A 22869-nucleotide genomic window follows, 5' to 3' on the forward strand; every position below is an offset into this window, starting at 1 on the left:
GCCGGGCTCATCATCGCACTCTGTGCCGTCACGGAGCGCTGCTGTGGAATCTTATTCGCTGTCGGGGCAGTTGTGCTGCTTATCGTTGTGATGACTGCCATGATGGCGATGACCGGCGCCACACCCGGCGGGTTGGTGACCGGGGTCCGCCTCCGGAAGGTGGTCGACCCGAACGGCTCGCCGGGACGCTCAGCGGTGATTTACGTCGCATTTTTAGTCCTTTCTTTGGCGGCAACCGCAGGGGTTGCCCCCCTTGTTTTGTGGATCCTCTCACTATGGCGTGCTGAACAGCGCACCTGGTTTGATCGACTGTCCGGAACGGTCCTCCTCAGTGCCAGGCCGACCTCGGTGTCGACCTGCTCCCTAGTGGTTGAGGGGTCAGTAATCCCAGTTCTGGGGCCGATTGTTCTCGGGCGTCGGCCGGCCCCGATCGAGTCCCACCCGGATGCCCAGCTCGTTGCGGTGCTCCGTTCGGAGGACTCCGTGTCCAAGACGCACGCGTTGTTCGTGCCTGCTTCCGATGGGGTGCTGGTCACAGATCTGGGGTCCACCAACGGCACTCACGTCGAGGACGAGGAGGGGGTTCATCGACTCTCGCCGGGCCGAGCGGAGTACGTGCACCGAGGACGCCAGGCATACTTGGGTGACGGTGTCTGTATCGTCCGTTGAGGAGAAATATGATGACAAACAGCCCGAACGGCAGCGCGAACAACGAGGTCTGGTGGACCGAGGGTTCGTGGACAGGCGTGGTCACGCCACGTGCTGTGATGATCCTGCCCCCGTCGGTTCCGCAGGACCTCACCGAGCGCCTGTGGCGGCTGCTGCGTAGTGAGGAGGCCTCGCTGACGCGGGCCCTGGATGAGCTGGTGATGGGGATGGGCGGACGTCTGGGCGCGATCCCGGACTTCGTGCTCGCCGTCTCCGCGCCCGAGGACGTCTTCCACGTGGCGCTGCGCGGTGCCCCGCAGATGGAGGTCGACGGCAAGGCGCTGGACGCCTCTGCGGTCACCACCTGGTTCGAGACGACGGTGACCGCCCCCAACTCGGTCATTGTCAGCGCGCCCGACGGCGCCGGTCAGGTGCGTCGCCCGGCGGTGGACGCCGTCGTGAGCACCGGTCACCTGGTGCTGCGCGGGTCGGAGAAGTCGAGCGGGACCCCGTCCCCCAGCCGTGCATCGTCGAAGGGGTCCGGTGACTCCGACGACGATGACCCTGACCCGGCCGGTCCTGACTACTCCACCACCGCTGCCGGTTCTGCCGGATCCCCCGCCGCCGCGGTGAGGTCCTCTCGGTCCTCCCGTCGAGCATCGCGTCGTTCCTCGCGCCGTCAGTCCGCGTCGTCGGGCCACTCGGAGCAGGACGACTCGTCTGAAGGGGCTCCTGCCGAAGCCGCCGGTTCTCCCGACGTCGTCGACGACCTCATCGAGATCGCGCAGGACAACGCCGAGCAGCAGGCTCTTGACGGCGCCGAGCTCGCCGCGTCCTTCGAGGCCGCCGAGGTGGGCCAGTCCGCAACCTCTGCCGAGGTCTCGGGCTCCCCTGAGGAGGTCGACCAGCTCGCCCAGTCCGACGGACCCGCTGACCTGCTGGCCGTCGTCGCCGGTATCGCGAGTGCCGCTGAGTCGACTGAGTCAGTCGAGTCAGCCGAGCCGGTCGAGTCAGTCGAGTCGGCCGAGGTTTCCGAGGAGCTCGCTGAGGGTACTCGGACCGCCGAGGTCACTGAGGCCGATGCTCAGGCCGTCGAGGAGTCGAGCCAGAGTGCGACCTCTGCTCACAGTGCCCACAGTGCTGAGCCCCTTGAGGCTCCTGCCGTGACCCTGGACGCCCAGTCTCCTGAGGCTGCTGAGGTCACCACCCCGTCCTCACCGGAGGCTTCCGGCGAGGACATGCTGATCGCCCCCGTCTTCGATATCCCGGCCCTGCCGATCCCCTCCTCTCCGGAGGCAGAGGCCATGATCCCGCCCCCGCCACCCCCGTCGAGCGAGGATCTTGAGGCTGCTGGTATCAAGGACGCTGCCGTCGAGGCCGCCGAGGTCGCCCAGACCCCGGCTGACGTCGTGCCTGCCGAGGCAGCTGAGGCCGCTGTGGTCGCGGAGGCCACCGCTGTCGCCGAGGCCGCTGCGCAGGCGCATGCCGAGGACGAGCCCGTACGCTCCGGGGACCATGACGGACAGACCATCAACGGCCTGCCCGAGGACCTCTCCCAGGAGCTGCGCGCCGAGCTGCTCAACCAGGGGCTCGGTCCCCTGGAGCCGAGTCGTTCGGCGGAGGCTGCTGAGTCGGCAGGATCCGCCGCAGTCGCCGAGACGGTGGTCGGGCTCGTGCAGCCCTCCGCCGACGAGCCCTCCACCGGGGGCTCCGAGGGGCCGGGCCGCGGCGACCATGACGGACAGACCATCAACGGCCTGCCCGAGGACCTGGTGGGCGAGCTCGTCTCGCTCGTGGGCTCCGGACCATCCAGCCCGGCGTCCCCGGCCTCGGCAAGCTCTCCCAGCGAGCCCGACGCCATCCGGATCGTGTTGTCGGCGGTGTGCCCCCAAGGCCACCCCAACCCCACGAACTACACCGTGTGCCGCGTCTGTGGAGCCGAGCTCAACCGTCCGGCCAAGTCGGTCGCCTGCCCCCCTCTGGGGCGCGTGGTGACCTCCGGCGGCGAGAGCATCGAGCTCAACCGTCCCCTCCTGGTGGGTCGCAACCCTGTGGCCGACGACATCACCAGCGTCGCGGAGGTCCCCCTCCGCCCGCTGACCGTCGCCAGCCCCAACCAGCTCGTCTCACGCAACCACATCCTCATCGATCTGGATGCGTGGAGCGTGCTGGCCCAGGACCTGGGTAACTGCAATGGCACCGTTCTCAACCGCCAGAACGAGGCGCCTGTGCGCCTGTCCTCGGCAACCCCGGTGCTCCTGCGCAGCGGAGACGTCCTCGACCTCGGCGACGGCCAGACCCTCGCCTTTGAGAACCTCCCCTGATGCTGGATCACAAGGGACCGCCTCCGGTTATCTCTGGGTTCACCTACCTGGAGAGACTCGGAGCGGGAGGCTACTCCACGGTCTACCTCTTCGAGCAGCACATGCCCCGCCGCGAGGTCGCGGTCAAGGTCATGAACGCTGACGTCGAGGACAAGACCGCCTCCCGCTTCGAGTCGGAGGCGAACCTCATGGCGCGGGTCTCCTCCCACCCAGCCATTTTGTCCATCTACGGCGCGGGCGTCTCCGCCGACGGACACCCCTTCCTGGTCATGGAGTACTGCCCACCGCCGCAGCTGGGCGCCATCCTGCGCCAGGGCCCTCTCAACGTCGCTGAGACCCTGTCGACGGCGATCCAGATCGCCGGAGCGGTGGAGACCGCTCACCGGGCCGGCATCGTCCACCGGGATATCAAGCCCGCCAACATCCTGTTCACCACGTACCGTCGCCCGGTGCTCTCGGACTTCGGCATCTCCGCCATGAGCGGCCCGGAGGCATCCGAGGAGCTGCGGGGCATGAGCGTGCCCTGGGCTCCCCCCGAGCAGCTGGTCGGGATGCGCTCGGCCAATCCGGCCTCCGACATCTACTCCCTGGGCGCGACCACCTTCGCGATGCTCACCGGGCGCAGCCCCTTCGAGACCGACGGCATCCCGGACATCTACGAGCTCTCCCGCCGCATTGTCAAGGACCCGCTGCCTCCGCTGGGTCGTCAGGACGCTCCGCCGTCGTTGCACCGCGTGCTGTCGGTGGCGATGGACAAGAATCCTGATTCGCGCTACCCGACGGCGCTGGCCTTCGCACGTGCGCTGCAGCAGGTCCAGGCCGAGCTGGATCTGCCGATCACCACCGTCGACCTGTTCCAGGAGCCGGACAAGGCTGCGAAGTCCGCCAGGCGCCCCAGCTCGGATGAGAACGACACCGCCACCAAGATGGGGGTCTTCAACCAGGTCGACGTCACCAGCGAGCACATCGCCATGCGGGTGGACCCCGAGGGCGACGACGAGTCCGCCTCGTCGGGCTCAGAGGCCGGCGGCGACTCGAGCCGCCCGAGCCGGATGCGCACCGTTCTGACCGCCGTGCTGGTCACGGCGATGGTCGTGGCCGTCATCGGCGCGATCATCTTCTCCCAGACCCAGGACACTAAGAAGAAGCCGGACAACCCCATCGCCACCATCGCCCCGCCGACCGGTGTCAACCCGTTGCAGGCATCCGTTCCGATGGTGGGCGATATCGAGGGTGAGGCACTGGGTGACGGCACGGTGCGGTTCACCTGGGGAGAGCCTGAGACCGGCTGGACCGGCAGCTACCTCTACCGCGTCAAACTTCCCGATGAGGAGACCGAGCTGGATTCCGTCCGCACCAACGAGGTCGTCGTCGGGGCCCAGGAGGGGCGCACCTGCCTCGAGGTCACGGCGGTGCGCTCAGACGGTAAGGCCTCCCAGGCCAAGACCGCCTGCGTCGACACTCCGTGAAGGCGGTTGCCGACCCTCCAGGCAGGTGAGGAAGCGAAGCAGCCGGGGCCCGCACTCGAGTGCGGGCCCCGGCTGCGTGCAGGATTCGGCGTCGGACTCAGACGACCTCCACCTTGAAGGCGATACGACCGAAGAAGATCGTGCTGCCCTCCAGGGCGGACAGCGCCTTGTCCGGTACGGCCTCGACGCTGCGTCCGTCGCGGTACTCCACCCGGGTGCCGTTGGTGGAGTGAAGGTCGGTCACCCACACTCCGTCCAGCAGCGGGAAGATCGCCGCATGCGTCTTCGACACCGAGCGCGTGGGGTCGTCGAGGGCGACGCGCTCGGCACCGGGGTAGGCCGAGATGTTGTCGGGGTCGCGGCCCACGACCGTGGGCTCGTGAATGAGGATCGGGTTGCCACCCAGCAGCGGGACAAGACGCACTGACAGGGCCGGAGAGGCCGAGGAGGCCGACGGCAGAGATGGTGTGGCCGCCTGGGCGCTGACGGCGGGAACCGAGGCGGCAGTGGGGTGAGAAGCGGCCGCAGGGGCAGAGGTGGGAGCCGCTGCGTTCGTCAGGCTGCCCGCCACGCCGGCGGTGCGGTCCCCGGTACGGGCTCCGCTACGCCGTGACGTGCTCGCGGCCGAGCTCGTCCGGGAACCCGCCGGGGCCTGGGCGGCGTCCCGACGCTCACGACGCGAGGCCGGAGCCTCGGCCTCCTCCGCGGGCGCCGGGATTCCCGGACCCTGGAAGCGGTGCGTGGTGTGGGGTCGCCGGGACGGCGTCTCCTCCGTGGCCGTCGCGCTGGTCGAGCCGCTACTGACGGGGGCCTGAGCATGGCTGCGGTGACTGCGTACGGTCGGGTGAGCCTGGCCCTCTGACGATGCCGGCACACCACCGGGCACTGTGGAGGGATTAGTCAGGTCCATCTGGGCCGCCCGGGGCGAGGACACCTCGGCCTCCTCGGGCTTCCGGGAGGAGTCGTCGTCGGTGACGATGACTCCTTCGGGAAGGGAGTCCACCGTGGCGGCGTCCACCGAGGTCGGGACCGAGGACCAGGGCACCGAGTCGATGAGGGCCTGCGTGTTGCGGTCCCCCGAGGGCAGGATGCTGGAGGTGTCGAAGGTGTGCGCGACCTCCGGGGCCGAGGCCGCCCCGGAGGCGAAGTGGTGCCGCTCGGGGGTGAAGAGGCTCTCGCGACGAGGAACACCGGGCTGTGACGCCGGCTCTCGCTGATCCTCAGTAGGTGCAGCAGACGAGGCGGAGGTCTTCTTGCCGGTGAGACCGGACTGAATCCTCCAGCGCTGGGCGTGGGCGTGTCGTGGTTCCATCGTCTGTGATGTTACGGGTTTTGTGGCTTTCGAGCGCGGGACTTGTGTCGATGGTGTCGCATCTTGCGAAGTGGAGGCCTGGGATGCCTCAGAATCAGCCGCCGTTTTGGAGGATTCCGCTGAGGGCGTCGTCGCTTCCGACGGCGGCCCGTGGGTCGATGACGGCTCCGACTGGTCGGTGGACTCAGAGGGCTCCGGTGTGTCCTCGACCGCGTCAAGGGTGGCGGTTTCGGCGTCCATCTGCGAGGACTGCTTGGAGGAGGGGCGGCCCGCCCCGGAGGGAGCGCCGGCCGGCTTCGCGGGGGGCTCCGTGCTCGTGGACGTCCTGCTCGTTGCCGACTTCTCCACGGCCTTCTGGGCAGGCGCCGTGGCGGAGGTGGCGGACGGTGCGGACTGCGCCGATCGTGTCGACTGCCTCTGCTCGGCCGACATGGCGGAAGCCTCAGCGGCGGCCAGCGCGGCGGAGGCCTGAGGATCCATGGGAGTGGCGGAGGCCGCCGCCACGGCCGCGGCATCGGTCTCGGAGACGGCCGGGCTGGCGGATGCGGCCGACGCCGCCGAGGACGATGACACGGTTGCCGCCTTCGCCGCCTTGACCACCTTGGGAGCCCTGATGACGCCGTAGCCGTCAGCGGAGGCCGCCTTGCCTGAGACCGCAGCAGTGTAGGCGGCGGCGGTGGCTGAAGCCGTCTGGGAGGTGGCGCTGCTGGGCGAACCAGTCGTCAGGGCGCGGCCGGCGTGGCGTGCGGGCTGCCCCGGCCGCGCAGGCCGGGGCCTGCGGATGGAGGAGGACACCGGATCCGATGTCGTCGGGTATGCCGTCCCACCGGGGGAGGTCATGATTCCCGCTTCTGTGGCGCTCTGGGCTCCCACGGTGGTGGTCTCGGCACCCTCCTGCGGAACCTGATCGCCGGCCCGTGAGCGTGCGGAGCCCTCTCGAGAACTGCGCTTTGCGGCTTTCCCCGCCTTCTTCTCGGCCTTCCGCTCGGCCCTCTCGGAGCGCCGACGGCGGGAGGGGGACTCGTCCTGCGCCTCAGCGGCCTTCGAGGATGGTGGCGTGGTGGGCTCCTGGCCCGCGGCGCTCTGCTCGCTGCGCGGGGCGGAGAAGGCGGCGCGCTTGGCAGCGTCCCAAGCCTCACCGGCGTCCTGGGTGAAGGATCCTTCCGGAGCGGCGGACCTTACCGCGGCCCGGGAGGCGGGCTCGCTCGTGGGCCGGCCCCCCGGCTCGGCTGCCGAGATGGTGGGCCGGTCGGGTCGCTTCGTCTTGCGGGTGTGAAGCAGCGCCATCCCGGAGAGCTTGTCGTGCCACCCGCGCCCTTCGGGGTCGGCGGCCGCCGTGCGCATGAGAGCGACGGTGCCCAGGCCGAGAGTGGTGATGCTGACGGCCAGGATGAGGTCCGCGTGCAGGAAGGAGCCCAGCGGCGAGGGGGTCTGGTTGCGGGCGCCCAGCATGCGGATCCTGAGCAGTAGCCCTCCCAGGGACCAGCCAGTGGCTGCGATGGCGAGCCACCGCAGCCCGACGACCACCCCGAAGGCGATCAGCCCGCTGAACATGGCCGGGCGGCCTGCGACCTGCCAGATGAGGGTCGTCAGCCCCCCGAACAGGAGAGAACCGGCGAGGAGGTCGATCGCCCCCGCCACAACACGCGCCCTGACCGGAGCCGGGGGGAGACGACGACGAGGCGGGTGCGGCCTGTCCTCGGGAGAGGCCGAGGACTCGGTGCCTCCGGACCGGCGAGCCTCGCCGGTCCGGCCCCGATCGGGGGAGTCACTCAGTGCGACACCGTAGGGACTGATGGCCTCGGCTCCCGAGGAGTCACTGGATGAGTACGAGGAAGTCGGTGGTCCCGCAGCGGTCGGGGCGCTGCTACGGGGGTCAGCCGTGACCGTCATGACCGCAACCTCCTGGGTCGACGTGACCGCCTCCCGGCGGGATGGATAAGAGAACGCGGGGACAAGCGGGCCAGCGCCCGTCCCAGACGTGAACGTTGCGCGCCCATGGAGCGGACAATCGCGTCTGAGGAATCCCACAACTCCCCTAGAGCGTACGACGGAGGCTCCCCAGAGCTGAAGACCTGAGTGTCGACTGCTCCGGCGAAACGGGGTAGATCGGCCTGCGGGAAGTGTGGGTCCAGCTGCTCGGCCGCCTCGCGCCGTGTGGCTCCCCACCCGGGGACGCGACCCAGGTCGCGGGCTCGGTCGAGGATCTCCTCCCAGGCTCCCAGAGCCTTGCCGACACCGGTGCGTGCGCGCCGTCGGCTGCGTCTCCAGGCCTTCCAGCCCAGGACGGATCCCACCACCGCTGCGATGGCCAGGAGGGAGCCGCCGACGACGATGACCGCGGTCGGCAGCCCGCCCTTGTCATCGTCCTGGGGGTCGTCGCGCTGGGGGTCCTCGTAGTTGGGGGGCAGCTGGGCCGGGTCCTCGTTCGGCAGCGGGGGCTGAAGCACGTTGGGCTCAGGGTTGGAGACCTTCTGGGTGGTCTGCTGCTGAGGGACCTGGTCGCGGTCCGGGGTCACGTCGAAGGAGACCCACCCCAGGCCCTCGAAGGGGATCTCCACCCAGGCCTTGACGTCCTCACCGGTGACGGTCTTGGCGTCGCCGTCGGTGGTCGGGTCGAAGCCCATGACCACGCGGGCCGGGATGTTGAGCGAGCGGCACATGAGCATCATGAGGACCGAGTACTGCTCGTCGTCGCCGATGAGGGAGTCGGCCTCGACCATCGAGGCGATGCGGGCGGCCCCGTGTCCCGGCTGGGAGGGACTCTTGGTGCCGTCGGAGTAGTAGCTCGTGCGCAGGCGCTGCTGGAGCGCCCGGACCTGGGCGATGGGGTTGGACTCCGCTCCGACGGTCTCCTTGGCCAAGGAGGCCACCGACGGGGGCACCTGCTCGATCGGCCCCAGCGCGGTCTGAGCCAGTGAGGCCTTGTTGAGGGCGGCCTCGGAGGGCGAGGTGTAGGGAGCGACCCGCTCGGTGAGGACGTCGCCCTCGGCCAGACCGCTGGTGGCGATGCCGGTGGAGGAGAACTTGTCGTAGAACATGCCCTCGCGCAAAGCCGACTGACGCGGGCCGGAGGACTCGATACGGATCGTCTCGGGCATCGTGGGGACCCAGGGGAAGCTGTAGTCCTCGATGGTCAGGGAGGAGGTCTGCTTGCGCCCGTCGAGCCGGTTGACCGTCAGCTGGGTCTTGTCACCAATGCGCTCGAAGCGCGACTGGCCGTTCTCGTTCTGCCCGATGTGGGCGGACAGGCCGTCGTAGGAGTCCATGGCGGCGATGCGGATGCGTCCGCCCGAGGGCAGGTTGGTGGGCTTCATGAGCCGGGTGTGAGCCTTGTCCGTCTCCAGGGTGCGGATCAGTGACAACGGGCTGGCGTACTCGGTCACGTCCAGGGGCGGCTGGAACAGGTCGCGTACCACCGTCCGGGAGGCCGGGGCGGTGGGGGTGAGAGCCAGGGCGGCCAGGGAGGTGACGATGAGCAGCACGGCTGCGATGGCGGCCCCGCGCAGGGCCACCCGGCCGAGGTCGCCGGTGGATCTGGCACTCGTGGTCCCCGAGGTGGTCGAGAAGGAGCTCAGGTCCAGGGCCTCGATGACGTGGCTGCGCCGTTGCCGCAAGGAACCGCAGGTCCACAGGGTCAGCACGCCGACGACGAACAGGATGCCCTGCGCGGTGGGGCGCACGGCCTCCTGCCCGCCCCAGCCGATGCCGACAACGGGCAGGGCGACCAGAGTCAGACCTGCCAGAACCTCACGGCCCGCCAGAATGAGACGGGCCGCCAGTGCCGAGACCACCAGGCCGGTCAGCCACGGCAGCACCGTCATCCCGCTGAAGGAGCTCAGCGGCATCGGTACGGTCAGTGCATCGCGCCATACGGTGACCGTGGAGGCCAGAACGGTCTTGACCGCCGCGAGCCCGGAGCCGACGTCGGTCAGCAGCCACGGGGCGACCAGGACGTGCACCAGCGCCAGGGCGGCCATACTCGGCAGCACCGACAGGCGCAGGCGCGAGCAGGCCATCGCGGTCAGGGTGCCGACGAGCGCCCCGTAGCCGACGGCGAGGCAGCCGACCAGGGAGGCGAAGACCGGCAGGAAGGGAATCGCGCCGACGGCGATGACTCCGGCCATCACCGTCAGCTCGAGGGCGGCGAGAGCAGGTGTGGGCGGCTTGGCACCGCGCCTGGGGGGCAGGAAGCGGCGGGCGGAGAGCGCCGGCCGCGACGGCCGCGACAGGAGCGGACCGGCGCCGGTGATCGATCGGGCCGGCCGAGTGGTCTCGGTGCTGTAGAGGCTGCGCGCCCGCGATGACGTCGTCGACCAGGAGGAGGCCGACTCCGGTGAGCGTGTCGAGGGGGCTCCCGAGCCGTGCGAGGGAGCCTCTGCCGGGGACGGTGCTCCGGCGGGGGAGCCGGAGAGCGGGGAGTCCGCGGTGCGCGGGGGCAGTGTGGTGGAAGTCGTCGACGGGGTCATAGTGCTCGCCTCAGGGCGGTGGGAAGCTGCTCAAGACGGTCCATGTCCACAACCGGCATCGTTCCGGCGTGGTGGCGTGACAGGCCCTGCTGACCTGCGCGCAAGGTGACGGTCACCATGGACGCGTGAGCGAAGCCGCGGGCCCGGGCCAGGGTGGCGCGGTCGACCCGCTGACCGGTGACAAGGACGACGATAGAGGCCTCGGGGTGCGCCGTACAGGCGTGTCGCACCAGAAGGTCGCAGCTGACATCGTCCTCACCGGTGCTCAGCAGGCAGGATGTGTCCAGCATGCGCAGGGCCGAGGAGGTGGGCAGGGCGCCGATCTGGGTGATGAAGCGGACCTCGCGCCCGTCCTGGATCGCGTCCATGGCCAGGGAGCAGGCAATGGACACCGCGGTCTCGAAGTCCTCCCCACCGGTGTAGTCGTCCTGGCGGGTGGACAGCAGGACGAGCAGGCTGGAGCGGCGCGTCTCCTCGAACTGGCGCACCATGAGCCTGCCGGTGCGCGCGGTGGTTCGCCAGTGGACATTGCGCCGGTCGTCGCCGGGAACATAGTCGCGCAGGGCGTGGAAGGCGACGTCGGAGCTGGACAGGTCCTGGGTGACGGCGCCCTCGATGTCGCGCAGGACGCCGTGCAGGACGGTGCCCAGTCGCAGGGTGCGCGGGTGGATGTGGATGTCCTGCGGGGTGGTCAGGGAGCGCTCGCGCTGGAGCAGACCCACCGGGTCGCGCTGGACCGCCAGGACCGGGCCCACGGTGACGATGCCGCGGCGCTGCGTGGGCAGGATGAAGCCGCGCTCGTGCACGGCCCGGGGGGTCAGGGTGGGGACGACGAAGACGGCGCGCCCCGGTCCCACGGGCATCTCCATGCGAGAGGGCAGCAGCGGCCGCGGGCGGGGGTTGGTGACCGTCAGACGGATGAGGGCGTGGTCGCCCACGGTGACGCGGGGCTCGAGCAGGTCGTGGTTGACCGAGTAGCCGCCGCGGGGGATGAGCCACAGCCAGGCGGTGACGACGACGATGCCGACGACGATGGCCGCGCTCCAGGCCTCCTGCCACCCCATGACGGCGCCGGTCAGTCCGCAGGCCACCAGCAGCACCACGCTGCCCCAACCGATCGGGGTGATGGTGTGCGTCAACCAGCGCAGCGGACGCAGGAGCACTGCGACGGCGTCGGTCAGGCGGGACCGCGCCGGCCTGGCCGTCAGGGCGGCGCTCGCGGATGCCGACGACGCAGCCGATGCTGCGGTCTTCGAGGACGTCGACGCTCCCGAGGACCTCGGGGAGGCGACGGTAGGTGCGGGTGCGTCGGCCTGGCCCGCGGGGTCCGGGCGGACCTGGCGGGCAGGGGCCTGCGACGTCGTGTGAGGCGTCATGCGGCTCAGTCGCGGGTCGTGGGCGCGGGGACCTGGCCCAGGGCGGCGGTGATGACGCCGGAGGCGGTGGCGCCGGTGAACTCGGCGTCGGGGTCCATGACCAGACGGTGGGCCCAGACGACCTCGGCAAGCTCCTTGATATCGTCGGGCAGGACGAAGTTGCGACCCTGAGCGGCGGCCCAGACACGGGCGGCCCGGGCCATGCCGATGGCGCCGCGGGTGGACACGCCCATGCGGGTCTCCTCGGCGGTGCGCGTGGCCTCAACCAGGGCGCCGATGTAGTCCAGCACCGAGTTCTCGATGTGGTTGGTGGCGGCCAGGTCCGCCATGGAGGCCACCACGGATGAGGCCACCACCGCGGACAGGTTCTTGGAACGGTCCGGGTGGGCCGAGCTGGACAGGATCTGGGTGAGTGCCTCTCTGCCCGGGTATCCCACGGAGGCCTTGATGAGGAAGCGGTCGAGCTGGGCCTCGGGCAGGCGGTAGGTGCCGGCTTGCTCAATGGGGTTCTGGGTGGCGATGACCATGAAGGGGCGTTCGGTCGTGTGGCGCACGCCGTCAACCGTCACCTGGGACTCCTCCATGACCTCCAGGAGAGCCGACTGGGTCTTGGGGCTGGCCCGGTTGATCTCGTCGGCCAGGACGATGGAGGAGAAGATCGGGCCGGCGTGGAAGTCCCACGACCCGGTCTTCTGGTCGTAGATCGTCACACCCGTGATGTCGCTGGGCAGCAGATCGGGGGTGAACTGGATACGAGAGTGCGTTCCCTGCACCGAGGCCGCCAGCGCCCGGGCCAGAGCGGTCTTACCGGTGCCGGGGGCGTCTTCCAGCAGGAGGTGCCCCTCGGAGAGCATGGTGGTCAGGGCCAGCTTGATCACGTCTTCCTTGTCGAGCAGCGCCTGACCGACGTTGTTGACAATGGTGGAGAAGGCGTCAGCGAACCATGTCGCGTTCTCGGGGGTCATCGGCATGGAATCAATGATCCTTCGGGTGGAGAGAGGTGAGTATGTGACTTGTGGCGTACCGAGCATCGATCTGGTTAATGATCCGGTTACTGCTGGGTGCAGGTGACGGTCTGGTTCCAGTTCGGTGTCCGGTGAGGGAACTTGTGTCGGGCGTAGCCGTTCTTATCGAGGGTGATCTCCTCCTCGTTCCAAGCGGGCTGCCAGTTCCAGGTGTCCCAGTACCAGTAGCCGCAGGACAGGGTGCTGTTGGGGTTGCCGGAGAGGTCGAAGACCATCTGGTAGCAGGTGCCCCAGGGGCCGAAGGGACGGCATCTCTGCGTGTGGTCCACGTAGAACTGCTGCTCGGTGCCGACCGCAACGCGCTGCTTGTCGTCGTCATCATCGTCGTCATCGTCGCTCTGCTTGGGCGGCCTGGTGACGGTGTCGCAGCCCCACTCCGAGGTGCCGGCGTTGGTCCGGGCCCGTACGCACCAGGTGAGGGACTCGCCGCGCTTGAGCTTGCCCTCGTAGGTGTCACCGACCTCGATCTCCTCCACGGTCCCGCCACCGTTATCGGTCTGCTCGTAGCTGGTGCCCGCGCCGTTGTTGCCGCCGGGCGTCCAGGAGCAGGAGACCTTCTTCTGCTTCTTGCCGGTGAGCTCACAGCTGACCGAGGGCGCCGACGGCGGACCGTAGGGCGCTACCGGGGAGGAGGCGACGACGTCGGAGTACTGTCCGCCGCCGTTGGTCCGGGCGTAGACCGTGTAGGCCCGCCCGTCGGTCAGGCCCCGGATGGTCGAGGAGCTGGTCCAGTTGACCTGGTCGACGGAGTACTCCACCGTCAGCTCGCCCACGCTCCAGCCGTTGCCGGCCCGGGGCGAGGCGTTCACGGAGAGCTCGCCGCTGTTGCCGGTGGCCTTGACCGCCGGGGTCGAGGGGGTCAGCGGGGCCGGCTTGTAGCTGTAGCTGGCCTGGGGCGAGGTCTTGGACCCGTGGCCGTTGTCCGCCTCGACCCAGAAGGTCCACGTCCCGCGGGAGATCGTGACCGTGGTGGAGGTGGCGCCCCCCACGCTCTTGGAGTCGCTGTCGTTCCCGTTGGAGTAGTGCAGCGTGTAGTTCACAGGACTGCCGTTGCCGTTGGCCGCCTGCCAGCTGACAGTGACCGTGTTCCCATTGGGGGTGATGACGGGGGTCCCGGGGGCGCCGGGCTCACCGTAGGGCGTCACAGGGTTCGACGAGGAGGACCACTCCGAGACCGTTCCCTGGCTGGACCTGGCCCGTACCTGGGCGGTGTAGGCCCGTCCCGGGGTGACGTCGAAGGAGGTCGACGCCCCGGCCACGCCGGTGAGCATCGTTCCGTCCGACAGGCGCACGTCGTAGGTCGTTGCCCCTCCGAAGGGGTCCTCCACCTCGGTCCAGCTGGCGGTGACCTTGCCCGCGCCCGCTGCCAGAACGGGCGCGGCCGGGGTCTTGGCCGTGGCGTTGTGCTGGTAGGGCACCGTCGCGGCCTCGGAGTCGCCGTACTTGTTGGTGGCCACCACCTGGATGTTGTAGGTCTGGCCGGGGGTCAGGTTGCCGATGAGGCAGTTCGAGGTGGTGCAGGTCTGCTCGGAGCCGTTGACGCTCACCTTGTAACCGGTGATGGGGGAGCCGTTGGCGGCGCCGTCGGTCCAGGACACGCGTGCCGAGTCGGCACCCACGGGAACCACGTTCACACCGGAGGGGGCCGCGGGGGCCACACCCCCAACCTGCACGGTGATCGTGCCGGTGACGGCGCGCGACTCGGAGCCCGTGGAGTCCAGCACCTTGTACTGCGCGGTGATGGTGCCGTGGAAGCCGGCGTTCGGGGTGATGGTGACAGTGGTGCCCGAGACGCTCACGGTGCCCTGACCGGAGGTGATCGTCGGGGTGCCGGACAGGGTGATCGGCTTGTCCGGGAAGGGATTGGTCACCGCCTTGGACACGTCGGCGCTCACCGCCTCACCGTTACGGGACTCCAGATTGATCGGAGCCGTTGTCATGAGCGGCTTGTTGGAGGCGCTCACCCGCACGGGCAGCGAGGCGCTGACCGGTGGGTTGACACCGTCGGAGACGGTGATCGGGATGGAGCCGGTGGTGCCCTCGGTGGCCTTGTCGGACGCCTTGACCGACAGCGACGAACCACTCAGGGAGATGTCGAAGCCCGCGGGGGCCGGGCCGGCCTGGAAGGAGAGCTTGTCGCTCGGGTCCGGGTCGCTGGTCATGGCCGCCAGGTTGGCCGTCACGGCTCCCTCTCCAGGCGCCACCTTCACCTCTGTGGGCGTGAAGGTCGGCGGCTTGTTGGTCGAGGAGTCCACGACGATCGGCAGCGTGAGCGTCGAGCTCAGGGCGTCCGAGCCGGTGCCGTCGGCCACGGTGAAGGTCACCGAGGTCTGGCCGGTGAAGCCCGAGTCGGGCGTGAAGGACAGGGCTGTTCCGCTCGAGGCGGTCTTGGCGTCCTTGGTGCCCTTGGCCATGTGGATCGAGGAGGCGTCCGTGATGACGGGCTTGGTGCCCTCCCGAGTGAGGATGTAGGAGGACAGGTTGATGTCCGTGGTCTTGTCCGCCGGCACATGGGCCGGGACGGCCGAGGGGTTGATGCGGGGCCGCAGGGCGGACCGGGCAGGCACCACGACGACGGCGTGACCGGTGAGCCCGTCGGCATCGGTGATCGTGTAGAGCACGAGCCGCTGGGTCTCGCCCACCGTGAGGCTGATGGAGTCCTTGCCCACCTCGACGTCGGGGTCGGAGGAGGAGAGCTTGAGGTCCCACGGCGAGCCGTCGGTGTCCTTGTCGTTGTCCAGGACCGGGATGGTCACCTTGCCGTTGGCGTCGACCTGGTCGACGGTGACGTAGTCGTCCACGCCCACCGGGTTGGCCAGGGGCGCGTCCTTGGAGACCTGGACGGTGACGGTGCCGGTATCGGTGCCGCCGCGCCCGTCGGAGACGGTGTAGGCCACCGAGTGGTTGCCCTCCTTGTCCGGCAGGTTGAGCACCAGGCGCCCGGCACGGGTGGACACGCCCAGCGACGGGTCACTGGAGACCGGGTCGCCCTCCAGGGACAGGGTGTCGCCGTCGGTGTCCAGGTCGTTGGACAGGACGTCCACGGCCACGGTGCGTCCGGGCTTGGCCACGACCAGGTCGTCGGTGGCCACCGGGGCCACGTTGAGCGGGGAGGACTGGGCGACGCCCACGCGGACCGTGCCGGTGGACTGGGCCCCGAAGCGGTCCTCGACGACGTAGGTGAAGGTGTCGGTGCCCGAGGCGCCCTCGGAGGGCTTGTAGGTCAGCCACGAGGAGTTGACCTCCACCGAGCCCAGGGAGGGGGCCTGGTTGAGGCCCACCAGACTCACCGAGTCGCCGTCGGGGTCGATGCCGTCCAGGGGCACGGTGATGTTGGTGGACGAGCCGGCCACGGTACGGGCCTCCAGGTTGCGCGGTGAGGGCGCGGAGTTGTGCTCGGCGTCCTGCGCGCGCACCTCCACGGTGAGGACCCCCGAGGCGGTCTGCCCCTGATCGTCCTTGGCCGTGTAGGCGTAGGAGGTGCGTCCGGGCTGGTCGCCGGCGCGGAAGCGGAGGGTGTCCTCGCTGACCCAGGCGGTGCCGAGCTCGTCGCCCACCAGGCTGACCTGCGAGTCCACCGACAGGTTGAGGCCCGAGGGGGAGGAGTCGTTGTCCAGGACGGGTACGGTGACGACGTCGCCGGCTCTCACCACGGCGGTGTCATTGGTGACCACCGGCGGCTGGGGCTGGGACTGGGTCACCGGGACGATCGCTACCTTCCCGGTGGCGGAGGAGGTCCCGTTGGTGACTGTGTAGTCCACCGTCAGATTGGCCGGGACGGTGCTGGCCGCAGTGATCTGCAGCAGGGAGTGGTCCACGACCGTGACGGTGACGCCGGAGTCGGGCGGGGCGCTGACCGACTGCAGGACCAGGATCCCCCCGGAGGGGTCGAAGTCGTTGTTGAGCGGGGCGATCGTCGTCGAGCCGCCGTTGCGCAGCAGGGCGGTGTCGTTCTCGACCTCGGGCGGCACCGTGGCGTCGGCCTTGGGGGTGACGTCCACGCGCACGATTCCCTGAGCCGTATTGGCCCCGTCCATGACGTCGTAGGTGAGGTAGTAGGTCTGGGCCTGGGCACCTGCGTCGGCGGAGAAGGTGAAGACGCCCGCCTGCTGGTCGACGTCGATCGAGGTCCCGGCCGGGGCCTCCTGGACCGCGGCCAGGCGCAGGGTCGCCCCGGAGGGGGAGGTGTCGTTCTCCAGGGGAGAGACGACGGCCTTGGTGCCGGCGACGACGCGGATGTGGTCGGCATTGGCGATCGGCTTGGCCGACTGAGCCGGCTGCACATCGACCTTGACCACGCCGGAGGTGGTCTCCCGGCCGTCGGAGACGGTGACGGTCAGGTCCCGGGTGCCGGTGCCGGCCCCCAGCTCACGCACCGTGACCGTCCCCTCGTTGGAGACCTTGGTGTCGAGGCCCTCACCCTGGGCGGAGACCAGGAAGAGGTCGTCGCCGTCGGGGTCCAGCCAGTGCCCCAGCACATCGAGGGAGCCGGAGGCCTTCTCGGCGACCGTGAGGGTCGGGGTGGTGATCTGCTTCGGCGCGCCGTTGACGTCCCAGCCATGGACGTCCACCGTGGCGACGGCGGAGTCGCTCATGCCGCGCCCGTCATCGGCGGTATAGGGCACGGAATAGCTGCCGGAGGCGTTGTCGGGGATATCCATGCGCAGGGCCAGTCCGCCCTGGGCCTTGGTGGCCGACAGCGATCCGCCGTTGTCCTGCGGGGTGGCGGTGAGGACGTCGCCGTCGGGATCGGAGTCGTTGGCCAGCACGGGCAGGAGCGCGGAGCGGCCGGGGCGCACACCGAAGTTGTCGTCGACCGCCTTGGGGGCGTGGTTCTCCTCGGTGCGCTCCGGCGGCGTCTGGGAGTCCGAGGTGTTGGCGGAGTCGTCCTTCTGGTCGGCGTTGTCGTCGGTCTGGGCGGTCTTGTCCGTCCAGTCGTCGATGAGGACGAGGTCCTCGTTGGGCAGCCACACCGAGCCCGTCTCCAGGTCGTTGAGCACGATGGCGTCGCGGTTGACCCGGAAGATCGGGGCCGAGGACGCGGCGAGCTTGTCATCGTGGAGGGTCTCGGTGCCGCCGCTGAACAAGCCGGAGCAGCTGCGCACGAACTGGCCCGAGCCGGACCAGGCCGCATAGACGCACTTGCCCAGGCGTACCGGCTGGGCGGCAACGCCCTCAGGGGCCGACTTCTCCTTGGACGACGGCGTCCTGGTGACCTTCCCCCCGTCCAGAGGGACGGAGATGAGCTCGTTGCGGGAGGCCACCAGGACCGAGTCGGCGTCAGGGCCGGGCTGCTGGAGCGCCAGGCCGGAGGTGTCCAGGTTGACGGTCTTGCCCTCGGGCAGGTGGAGGATACCGGTGCTGCGCTCGAGGACCACCGGCTTGTCGCCGACGGCGGTGATGGCCAGATCGGTGCCGGAGGTCAGCTTCAAGGAGGTGTTGGTGGCCTCCTCCCAGCCCTTGTCGTTGGCCTCCAGGGAGACCAGGGACTTGCTGGTGGCCGAGGCTGCGTGGATGGCGCCGTCCTGGCCGACGACGGCCACGACGTCGGGCATGCCGGAGACCACGGGAGCCGCGGCGGTCAGGGAGCCGGCCGACTTGGTCTTCGCGGCGCGGATCGTTCCCTGGACCTTGTCGATGGCGATCACCCGGTCGCCGCCCTGGGCGATTGTCGTGCCCTTGGTGAGCTGGGTGCGTCCCGAGAAGGAGACCTGGGTGGGGTCGACCGAGGAGACCGAGGCGTCCCCGGAGTCGGGGACCAGGATGTCCTCGGCGTTCTGGGTGACGTCGAAGGAGGATGAGGAGGTGCGGATCGTGCCGTCGACCTCACGGGAGGGGTAGTTGAGGCGGGCCACCAGGTGCTTGGAGGTCGAGGTGACCCACACGCCGCCGTCGTTGAGGTGCAGGTCTGCCTGGGCCACGCCCTCGTGGAGCCAGGCTGCCGTTCCCAGGGCGGCGACGCACAGCACGGCGGCCAGGGAGGACAGGCGCTTGCGCAGCCGCTGACGCTGGGCCCGCGACTGGGGGATGCGGAAGGTCGCGGCCAGGCGGGAGGTGGTGGTTCCGGAGGTGAGCCCCGATCCCATGCCCTCCACGGCGTCGTCGGAGGCGGCCTTGGCGGAGTTGCTGGAGGCCTTGGCCCGCCGCCGGGGGCGCAGAGCGCTCGCGGCACGGGCGAGGAGACCGGGACGGCCGGTGGAGTCCTGATCGGTCTGAGCGGTGCTGGAGTCGGATCGGTTGCTTCCGCCGTCACCGGCACCGGAGGCGGCTGCGGCGGAGTCGATGCTGCTCGACGAGCTGTCGAGCGCCTCGAAGTCGTTACGTGAAGTGGTCACTGGGCCCCTTGGGGACTGCGAGATGCGACCTCCTGGACGAGGGTTCGTCGCAGCATCGTCGAGGAGGTGGTGGGGGTGTAGGGGAGGTAGACCACCGAGGCGCCGACCTCAGCCATCTCGGCCTCGAGGCGGCGACCCTTGTCCGTGTCCTTCCAGTCGGTGCCCTTGAAGAGCACGTCGAAGGGCGAGCGCTTCCAGGCCAGGCGCTTGTCCTGGTCGTAGTCCGGGACCACGGAGTCCACCATGCGCAGGGCGGCCACCATGGACATGCGCTCGGTCAGGGGCACGATGGGGCCTCGCCCCTTCATCCGCTCGAGCGACTCGTCGGTGGCCACTCCCGCGATGAGGTGGTCACAGCGCTTGGCCGCCTCGGTGAGGATGTTGAGGTGCCCCACGTGCAGCATGTCGAAGCCGCCGGGGACGTAGCCGGTGATCATCAGTAGGCTCCCTTTCCGCCGATAACCGCGCGCAGCGTTCCGGCGAAGATCTTCGCGTCCAGGGCTCCGCCCCGGTTCTCCACGTAGTGACGGTCCAGGGCCACGGTGGAGGCCCAGGACAGGTCCGAGCGCCCGGAGATCTGCCACAGGCCGGTCAGGCCGGGCTTGACCAGAAGACGACGCAGTGCCTCGGCGTCGTACTTGGCGACCTCGACGGGCAGGGCGGGGCGTGGCCCCACCAGGCTCATGTCCCCGCGCACGACGTTGATGAGCTGGGGCAGCTCGTCAATCGACAGACGTCGGATCCAGCGGCCCACGTGGGTGATACGAGGGTCCTGACGGTCCTTGAACATCACCTCGTTGCCGGCGTCGCCGCCGGACTTGACCACCGAGGCGCGGCGGGCGTCGGAGTCGGTGTACATGGAGCGGAACTTCCACATGGTGAAGGGCTTGCCGTTCTGCCCCACGCGGGTCTGGGTGTAGAAGACCGGTCCGGGCGAGTCGATGCGGATCGCGATCGCGGTGGCCGCCAGCAGCGGAGAGATGAGGGCCAGCCCGACGGCGCCGGCGACTCGGTCGAACAGGGCCTTGCCCGCGGCGCGGGTGCGGCGGGTCTTGACGGCGATGAGGCCGGTCCACCCCTGAGTGACGGTCAGGGCCCGCATGCGTCCGGGCACGACGTCCTGCAGGCCCGGAGCGACGACGAGGCGCACCTGGGTGCCCTCCAGGCCGCGCATGAGGGTGACCAGGTCCTCCGGAGTGACCGAGCCGACTGTCATGACGGCGTCGATGCGCTCGGCGTGCAGGGTCTGGGCGATGTGCTGGGGACTGCGGACGGGCTCGGCCGAGTGGAAGGCCCGGTCCTGGCCCGAGGACAGGTACCCCACGATGAGGAAGCCGTCCATGGGATGGCGGCGAAGCTGGGTGAGCATGGGCTGGGCGCCCGAGCCCATGACGATGAGGGTGCGGCGCAGCGCGTGCCCCTCGAGGCGGCGACGGCGCAGCCAACCGGACTCGATGGATCGCCCGGTGATGGCCAGAAGGAGCTGGACCGCCAGGGAGACGAGCAAGGTGGTCCGGGCAACCTCGGACAGGTCGGCCAGCAGCAGGGCAACCGGGACGCTCACGGCAGCAGCGGCGACGTAACGGCCCGTGCCCGGCCCGGCCTGCTCGACGGCGTCGATGCCGAGGGCGCCCAGGAACCAGGCCGTGAGCACCATCGTGGCGCCCACGGTGGCGGCGGACCAGACCAGTGGCAGGTGGCCGTTCAGGAGAGCGACCCAGATGGGGACGGCGATGGCGAAGAGGTCGGACAGGACGAGCCAGATGACGAGGTCGTGGCGCGTGCGCGCCCAGGGACTGCGCGGAGCGGTGGGGGAGATGGCACCGGCTGCTGCTGTCGAGGGACGCCGGTGCTGCTCGCGCTGGGGCAGTGTCAGGGTCGAACTAGACAAGGTGGACTCCGCAGGGATGATCGAGGGTGGGCAATAACTGTCGAGTAGTGCTGACGGGACGTCGTGAACAGCAGCAGTTTTAGAATGCTACTAACTCTTGCGGGCGTTATTTGTGGGAAGTGGCCAAGATCGCAGGGTTGAAGTGAGGAGTCGAGGTGAGTTTGGGTCGAGTGTATGTTACAGGTGCGCAACGATACAGGGATGCCAATGCACTTATGAGGGACCTTTCAGGGTTCTTCCAGCAGGGGGCATTTGGCCTGCTCAGGCCAGGTTTGCTGGGGTTGTGCCAAGGGGGGTGGGTGGGGGTCGGTCAATGTCACAAGTCTATAAACAAAAGATAGCAGGTCGTAGAGGATGATGTGTCTAGTCTCGTGTCTGACTTCAGGTGTCCTCCCGATGCCAGATTGTTACCTTCCTACAACATCAGGAGTGCGATGTGACCCAGTCGAGTTCCTCGACACCTGCGGTGCCCTCGATGACGGCCTCGACGGTGGGTGACGATCCACTGGGCTCTGCTGGTTGTCGACAACCTGCAGGGGCGGCAGAAGCTCTCGGCCCTTCAGGGGGTGAGGCGGATGCTGGGACGACGCCGCCCCCGGCTTCCCGACGCTCGTTGCTGCGGCGGCTCGGGGGAGCTGCGCGCCGTGGGTCGTCATCGGGTGCCAGTTGGTCCTCTGTGGGAACCACAGCCGTGGCCAAGGTTGTGGTCATGGGAGTCTCGGGTGTGTTCGGCCTGGTCAACACCAGTCTCATCATCCGGCACTTCGGAGCCGATGCCTTCGCCCAGTACGGTCTGCTGGCCACCTTCCCCACGCTCATGCCCTTCACCGACCTGGGGATCGGTGCGGTCATCCTCAATACGGTGGCCAGCTCAACCGACCCGGCTCACGACTCGGTCGTGCGTCGCACGATCACCACTGCCGTCCGGGTGCTGCTCGGCTCCGCCCTGGTCATCAGTACCGTCGGCATCGTCATCCTGCTGCTGGGGGCCTGGCCCTGGCTCCTGGGGGGCAAGCTCATGGAGGGCGGTGGGCTCACGGCCACCGTCTGCCTCGTCATCTACGCCGCAGCCCTCCCCCTGTCCGTGGGGCAGCGCGTCATCATCGGCCTGGGGCGCTCGGCCACGCAGGTCATCAGCCAGGGCGTCGTCTCCCCGGCCATGTCCTGCTTCCTCCTGCTGGCCATCGTCACCGGCCTGGGGCGCGGTAATGCCGTGTCCATCTACTCCTACGTCGCCAACGCGCTGGTCTCGGTCATCTGCATCGTCGTCGCCTGGCGCGCCACCCGGCCCCTGTTCGCGGGGGCTCTCCAGGACGTGCCCCGTCTGCGCAGTGTACGAGGCGTTCGCATCGTCAACACCGCGGGCCCCCAGCTCCTCCAGTCCCTGGCCATCCCGATCGCCTTCCAGACCGACCGGCTCCTTCTGTCCCACCTGGGTCAGTCACAGGCTCTGGCCGAGTACAACCTGGCCAACAACCTGTTCAACATGCTGACCCAGACCGTCATGGCGGCCGGGGTGGCGATGTGGCCGATGTTCGCCCGCGCCCGCGCCGACAGGCGCATCGAGAACCCCTTCAAGCCGGCGATGATCTTCAGTGGGGGCGGATTCCTCCTGGCACTGGCTCTGGTGGCCGTCACCCCCTGGGCCGCTCGGGTCATGTCTCACGGCAAGATCGTCCTGCCGGCCGCTCTTGTGTGGGCCTTCGCCGCCTACGTCGCCGTTGAGGCCGGCAAGCAGCCTCTGGGCATGTACATGACCGATCCACGCGGGCTGCAGTTCCAGGTGGTGCCGGTCCTCATCCTGGTGCCGATGAACCTCGCCATCTCCTGGGTCCTCATTGGGCCCTTCGATGCTGCCGGCCCTATCCTGGGCTCGGTGATCTCGGTGATCCTGTGCCAGATCGTCCCGTACTCCTGGTGGGTCCGCCGCGACGTGGCCAGGCGTCGTCGCGAGCTGGCGGAGTCTCAGGCGCAGGAGGTGGGGCGGTGAGTGCCGCCCCACCGTCCGACGGCTCCGGGC

General features: G+C 69.3%; 11 protein-coding genes. 4 read left to right on the forward strand and 7 right to left on the reverse strand.

All coding sequences use genetic code 11. The features are described 5' to 3' along the window. Nucleotides 1–108: 108 nt before the first annotated feature. From BKH33_RS09325 to BKH33_RS09335, 3 genes are read left to right on the forward strand one after another with little or no spacing between them, the layout of a single operon-like run. Complete coding sequence (locus BKH33_RS09325; protein WP_338070704.1) at nt 109–669, forward strand: FHA domain-containing protein; 561 nt, start codon at nt 109–111, stop codon at nt 667–669. An 8-nt stretch (nt 670–677) separates the two neighbouring features. Then, nucleotides 678–2972, forward strand: coding sequence for an FHA domain-containing protein (locus tag BKH33_RS09330; RefSeq protein ID WP_003780682.1), 2295 nt, complete (start codon nt 678–680; stop codon nt 2970–2972). Further along, on the forward strand, nt 2972–4441 hold the full coding sequence (locus BKH33_RS09335) for a serine/threonine-protein kinase (protein ID WP_003780643.1): 1470 nt from the start codon (nt 2972–2974) through the stop codon (nt 4439–4441). Before BKH33_RS09330 ends, BKH33_RS09335 begins: the two co-directional genes overlap by 1 nt. Nucleotides 4442–4538: 97 nt before the next feature. Here BKH33_RS09335 and BKH33_RS09340 read toward each other — a convergent pair whose 3' ends face one another. The 7 genes from BKH33_RS09340 to BKH33_RS09375 all read right to left on the reverse strand — a co-directional run bounded on the left by BKH33_RS09340 (nt 4539) and on the right by BKH33_RS09375 (nt 20849). Beyond that, on the reverse strand, nt 4539–7646 hold the full coding sequence (locus tag BKH33_RS09340; RefSeq protein WP_003780683.1) for an RDD family protein: 3108 nt from the start codon (nt 7644–7646) through the stop codon (nt 4539–4541). Continuing rightward, the gene (locus BKH33_RS09345) at nt 7643–10222 is read right to left on the reverse strand and encodes a transglutaminase-like domain-containing protein (RefSeq protein WP_003780660.1); all 2580 of its coding nucleotides are present in this window, start codon (nt 10220–10222) and stop codon (nt 7643–7645) included. Before BKH33_RS09345 ends, BKH33_RS09340 begins: the two co-directional genes overlap by 4 nt. Then, nucleotides 10219–11598, reverse strand: coding sequence for a DUF58 domain-containing protein (locus tag BKH33_RS09350; RefSeq protein WP_003780650.1), 1380 nt, complete (start codon nt 11596–11598; stop codon nt 10219–10221). Before BKH33_RS09350 ends, BKH33_RS09345 begins: the two co-directional genes overlap by 4 nt. 5 nt (nt 11599–11603) lie before the next feature. Further along, on the reverse strand, nt 11604–12569 hold the full coding sequence (locus tag BKH33_RS09360; protein WP_003780679.1) for an AAA family ATPase: 966 nt from the start codon (nt 12567–12569) through the stop codon (nt 11604–11606). Nucleotides 12570–12649: 80 nt separating this feature from the next. Beyond that, nucleotides 12650–18958: an Ig-like domain-containing protein gene (locus tag BKH33_RS09365; protein WP_003780652.1), complete on the reverse strand. Its 6309-nt coding sequence runs from the start codon at nt 18956–18958 to the stop codon at nt 12650–12652. Next, nucleotides 18955–19395: an FAD synthase family protein gene (locus tag BKH33_RS09370; protein WP_003780663.1), complete on the reverse strand. Its 441-nt coding sequence runs from the start codon at nt 19393–19395 to the stop codon at nt 18955–18957. The genes BKH33_RS09365 and BKH33_RS09370 overlap by 4 nt, the downstream gene beginning before the upstream one ends. Then, nucleotides 19395–20849, reverse strand: a complete 1455-nt coding sequence (locus BKH33_RS09375; protein ID WP_003780648.1) for a sugar transferase — start codon at nt 20847–20849, stop codon at nt 19395–19397. The genes BKH33_RS09370 and BKH33_RS09375 overlap by 1 nt, the downstream gene beginning before the upstream one ends. Nucleotides 20850–21525: 676 nt before the next feature. Here BKH33_RS09375 and BKH33_RS09380 point away from each other — a divergent pair. After that, nucleotides 21526–22839 carry an oligosaccharide flippase family protein gene (locus BKH33_RS09380; RefSeq protein ID WP_232621486.1) on the forward strand — a complete coding sequence of 438 codons (1314 nt, stop codon included), beginning with the start codon at nt 21526–21528 and terminating at the stop codon, nt 22837–22839. Nucleotides 22840–22869 lie beyond the last annotated feature (30 nt).

Source organism: Actinomyces naeslundii (assembly GCF_001956585.1).
In the GTDB taxonomy this organism is placed as follows: domain Bacteria; phylum Actinomycetota; class Actinomycetes; order Actinomycetales; family Actinomycetaceae; genus Actinomyces; species Actinomyces naeslundii.